General features: G+C 44.1%; 1 pseudogene. It reads left to right on the forward strand.

From position 1 onward, the window contains the following. Positions 1 to 517, forward strand: a pseudogene (locus tag R7Z77_RS28435) (cadherin repeat domain-containing protein); the annotation flags it as partial.

Consider the following 517-nt stretch of genomic DNA (forward strand, 5'->3'; position numbering starts at 1 on the left):
GTAGCTTTGCTGTAACGCTTAAACAAGGTAGCAACCCGGTTTCTATTACTTATCCAACTCAGGACTTTTCTGCTGGTGCGGTTATCACACCTGTGATGAGTGGGGGAGAAGCCAAAGCAAGCTATCGTCTGATTAACCAAGCTGAGCCGGTGGTTGAGTTGTTATCTTCAGATTCTGGTCGTTTGAAAGTGCTGCATGCTGGCGACTACCAAGTGGAAGTGACGTTAACTGCACGTAACTATACAACTAAAACCGTATTGGTTAACGGCACCATTAATAAAGCGGATCATCCAGGTCTTACGACGAAGCTTCAAACTGTGGAATTTACGCCATTTAAGACGATTAGTTTGGATTTTGGTAAAACGCTAGGCACTCGCACTTACGCATTTGCTGATACCGTGAGCGAAGAGCTTGCCACGTTAGACAATGCGAAAGCTGAGTTGACGCTAACTAATTACTCTCAATATCATTCTATTGCGTTGGATATTTCTGAGAGTGAATCGCGAGATTACAAAGC

Source organism: Vibrio sp. 1401 (genome assembly GCF_033340295.1).